Source organism: Actinomyces urogenitalis DSM 15434, from assembly GCF_000159035.1.
Lineage (GTDB): Bacteria > Actinomycetota > Actinomycetes > Actinomycetales > Actinomycetaceae > Actinomyces > Actinomyces urogenitalis.
Genome location: NZ_DS999575.1, coordinates 407,926 through 412,022 on the forward strand (window position 1 = coordinate 407,926; position 4,097 = coordinate 412,022).

2 protein-coding genes and 1 pseudogene are annotated in these 4,097 nt (G+C 69.8%); 2 read left to right on the top strand and 1 reads right to left on the bottom strand.

The features are described from left to right. Positions 1 to 232: 232 nt before the first annotated feature. Positions 233 to 1,069 (top strand): annotated as a pseudogene (locus HMPREF0058_RS13375) (glycoside hydrolase domain-containing protein); the annotation flags it as partial. After that, positions 1,014 to 1,943: a glycoside hydrolase domain-containing protein gene (locus HMPREF0058_RS13380; RefSeq protein WP_081449207.1), complete on the top strand. Its 930-nt coding sequence runs from the start codon at positions 1,014 to 1,016 to the stop codon at positions 1,941 to 1,943. The pseudogene HMPREF0058_RS13375 and the gene HMPREF0058_RS13380, both read left to right, overlap by 56 nt. Before the next feature lie 1,112 nt (positions 1,944 to 3,055). Here HMPREF0058_RS13380 and HMPREF0058_RS07675 read toward each other — a convergent pair. Then, on the bottom strand, positions 3,056 to 4,097 hold a 1,042-nt coding region (locus HMPREF0058_RS07675; RefSeq protein ID WP_006549198.1), incomplete at its 5' end, for a 6-phosphofructokinase.

The following is a 4,097-nucleotide window of genomic DNA, read 5'->3' on the forward strand; positions in this document are numbered from 1 at the left end:
CTCCCGGCGCGCGAGGCCGACGGCAGCGCCCGCCCCAGGCCGCCGACGTGCTCCTGCCCGCCGGCACCCACGAGATCCGCCTAGCCACCTCCTTCATCTCCTGCGAGCAGGCCTGGCACAACCTGGAGCTGGAGAGCCAGGGCCTGAGCTTTGAGGAGCTGAGGGCGGCTGCGCGTGAGCAGTGGGAGGCTGAGCTCGCGCGGCTAGAGGTCCCGGTGCCTCGCCGGCCCGCCGTGCCACCGCCTACGCGAGCCTGTACCGCCTCCTGTGCTATCCCAACGAGCACCACGAGAACCGGGGCAGCGCCGTCGCCCCGCAGATCGTCCACGCCAGCCCCTGCCTGCCGCTGGAGCGCGAGCACACTAGCTCCCGGACTGGTTGCGCGGTGCGTGAGGGGACCATGTACGTCAACAACGGCTACTGGGACACCTACCGCACCTGTTGGCCGGCCTTCAACCTCCTGCTGCCGGAGAGCTCAGGGCAGATGCTCCAGGGCCTGCTCCAGCTCTACCGCGACGGCGGCTGGATGGGGCGCTGGAGCGCGCCGGGCTTCGTCAACTGCATGGTGGGCACGAGCTCGGACGTCATGTTCGCCGACGCTGCCGCCCACGGGGTTGAGCTGGACGAGGAGACGGCGTACCGCTCCGGCCTGCGCAATGTCCTGACCCCGCCGGACAGCGAGGTAGTGGGGCGTGCGGGCCAGGGTCGGTTCCGCTTCCGCGACTGGGTGGACACCTCGGTGCCCGAGGGCCTGTCCTGGTGCCTGGAGGGGGCGATCAATGACGCCGGCCTGGCCCGCTGGGCGGCGCGGCGCGCCCGTACCTGCGCCGTCCCGGTGGCCGCCTGCGATCTGCGCGCCGAGGCCTACTACCTGCGCAACCGTGCCCTGGTGTGGCGCAACCTGTTCCAGCAGGCCTCGGGCTTCCTTGTGGGACGGGATGAGGCCGGGACCTGGGAGGCTGAGCCGGGTGAGCTGGACCCGCGCGTGTGGGGCGGGAGCTACACCGAGACCAATGCCTGGGGCATGGCCTTCTCCGCGGTCCACGACGCCGACTACCTCGCTGCCGTCCACGGCGGCCCGGCGTGGCCTGGGCGAGCGTCTGGACCGCTACTTCGCCGAGCCGGAGAAGGCGGCCCCCGAGCTGCGTGGGACCTACGGGGAGGTCATCCACGAGATGGTCGAGGCCCGCGCGATTGGTATGGGGCAGCTGGGCCTGTCCAACCAGCCGGCCCACCACGTGCCCTTCATGTACCTCTTCTCTGACCGCCCCGAGCGCACGAGCGAGGTCCTCCACGAGTGCGTCGACAGGCTCTTTGACGGTGTCGCGATCGGCCAGGGCTGGCCGGGCGACGAGGACAACGGCGAGTTCAGCGCCTGGTGGCTGCTGGTGTCCATGGGGCTCTACCCGCTGGACGTGGCCTCCGGGTTCTTTGTGCTCACCACGCCGCAGCTGCCGGCGGTGACCTGGACGCGGCCCGACGGCACGCGCCTGAGCGTGCGCACGCAGGGGGAGGGGATCTACAGCGCGGCGGTGAGCGTCAACGGCCAGGTCTGGACGAGTCCGCTCATCGCGGCCTCCCTCCTGCACGGGGACTGCGAGATCGTGGTGACGCTTAGTCCTGAGCCCACCGGCTGGGGTCGCGGTCAGGCGGGGCCGGGGTGGCTGGAGGGCCAGGGCTACCGCCATGACCTCACCTCGCGTGGTCGCCTGCTAGGGGAGAACGACGACGTCGCTCGCCTCACTGATGACGAGGGCGTCACGCCCGTGGATCTGGCCGTCGGTGCGCGCCTGGAGCTGGTGGCGGAGAAGGACGAGCCGGCGCGGGTGTGGACGCTGACGGCGGCCGAGCCTGGCGAGGTGGAGGTGAGTGTCTCGGTGCGTCGCCAGGGGGGGCTGGAGTACGCCGGTAAACCGCCGGGTGACCGTCCGCTGGCCGGGTGAGACCCGCGTCCTGGAACTGCCGGGAACGTGCGCCTGGCCGGAGGGCGAGTGTGCCTGGCCGGAGGCTGGTGGTGCGCCGATGGGTGAGCGTGCGTGGCCGGAGCCTGACGGTGCCGCGAGCTGTCCTGGTGGCGTGCCTGCGGAGTTCGGCGACCTGTCTTTGGCGCCGACCGTCGAGGCAGTGCGCTGGACTTTCCCATCTGGAGCCCGCCTGACCCAGCTGGAGGTGCTGTAGGGCCCTGGGGCACGAGCCCTTCTGGGCCCGGCCTGACGCCTGCCTGGGCTTACTCCGGCCCTGCGAGCCCCGCTAGCCGCTCAAGGTCCGACCGCCTGCGCATCCACCGACCACCAGTGTTCGGTACAGGCTCAGCCGCGTCGACTTCCACCGACCACTTGTTGCTCGACGGACCACTTGTTGCTGGACCGACTGCGGTATTCGCGCGATTTTGGTGGTCGGAGGGGCAACACATGGTCGGTGGAGGTTTGAGTGGTCGGTTGAGTTTGGCGTGGTCGGTCGTGGGTTCTGATCGCGGGTCTTTCCTGCCTGGTTCGACCACCTGCGCCTCGACGGACCAGGCATGTTCCGACCGACCACCTACACCGCCACCGACCACGTATGTGCCGGCTGACCACTTGTTGCTCGATCGACTGCTGGGGTGCGGCGCTCGTTCGACCACCTGCGCCTCGACAGACCAGGCATGTTCCGACCGACCACCAGTGTTCGGCGCAGGCTCAGCCGTGCTGACGTCCACCGACCACTTGTTGCTCGACGGACCACTTGTTGCTTGCCCGACCGCGGCATTTGCGTGAATCTGGTGGTCGAAGGAGCAATACATGGTCGGTGGAGACTTGAGTGGTCGGTCGAGGTCGGCGTGGTCGATCCCGGAGAGGGAAACGCCGATCCCGGAGGGGAGGGGGGGAAAAAACACCGTCCCCGGGCGAGGGGGAGTGCGCGAGGAGAACTCGTGAGGGGAGTGCGCCCCGCCATGGCGGCGATGAAGGCTCCGGCGCCGGACCGGCCCCCGGGCGAGGGGAGTGCACGACGCGAACTCCCGAGGCGAACTCCCGACGTGAACTCGCGAGAAGGGAGCCAGAGGGAGGGGCGCGCCGCCCTACTCTCCGGCCGGCCCGAAGGTCGGCACCTGCTCAGGCGCCAGCGTGCCCGTGGAGTGGCTGACCAGCGACACCGCCTCGCGCAGCCCCATCCACCACTGCTCACGCGGCCGGCGCGAGTCGCGGTCGAGCTGGTCGTACATGCGCTCCAGCGGGTGGTGAGCGATCTCGCCCTCAACCAGCCCCACATAGCTGGACTGCGTGCCACCGCGCTCCAGCTCCTCAGCCAGCAGCCCGAGGGCATTGTGCACCAGCTTGGTCGCCATGATGCGGTCAAAGGGCGTGGGATCCCCACCCTGCTGGACGTGCCCGATGATCGCCTGGCGCACGTCGTACAGGCCCTTGCCCTCCTGCGCGAAGATCTTGGCCAGCACGTCCGTGGTGTAGTTCTCGCTGGCCCGCTCGTTGCGCACCACCAGGTAGAGCTTGCGCCCGGAGCGGAAGGACTCCACCATGCGCTCAGAGTCCGCGGCCAGCTGCGTCAGCGTGATCCCCTCCTCGTGGAGGTAAACCTGCTCGGCCCCGGCGGCGATAGCACTCATGAGGGTGAGGTACCCGCACTTGCGGCCCATCGTCTCGGTGACGAAGCAGCGGTGCGAGGCCGCGGCCGATTGCTTGACGGCGTCCAGGGACCGCACGGCGTTGTTGAGCGCCGTATCCGCGCCAATGCTCAGCTCGCTGCCGGGCAGGTTGTTGTCGATCGAGGCGGGCACGCACACGATCGGGATGTTGAAGGCGGGGTAGCGGTCCCTCTCGCGCACCAGCAGGTGGGAGGCGAGGTAGGCGTTGTAGCCGCCGATGACCAGCAGGGCGTCGATCCGGTGGGACTCGATGGAACGGCCCAGGGTGTAGAGCTGCTCCACCGTGGGGATCTCGCGGCGCGTGCCGAGCTCGGCCCCACCGTCACCGACCCATCCCTCCACGTCGTCCCAGCTCAGCTCACTGACCCGCCCGTCGATCAGGCCCGGGAACCCACCGTGCACGCCGATCATGGTCATCCCGTGGTCCAGCCCCAGGCGCACCGCGGCGCGCGCGGCGGTG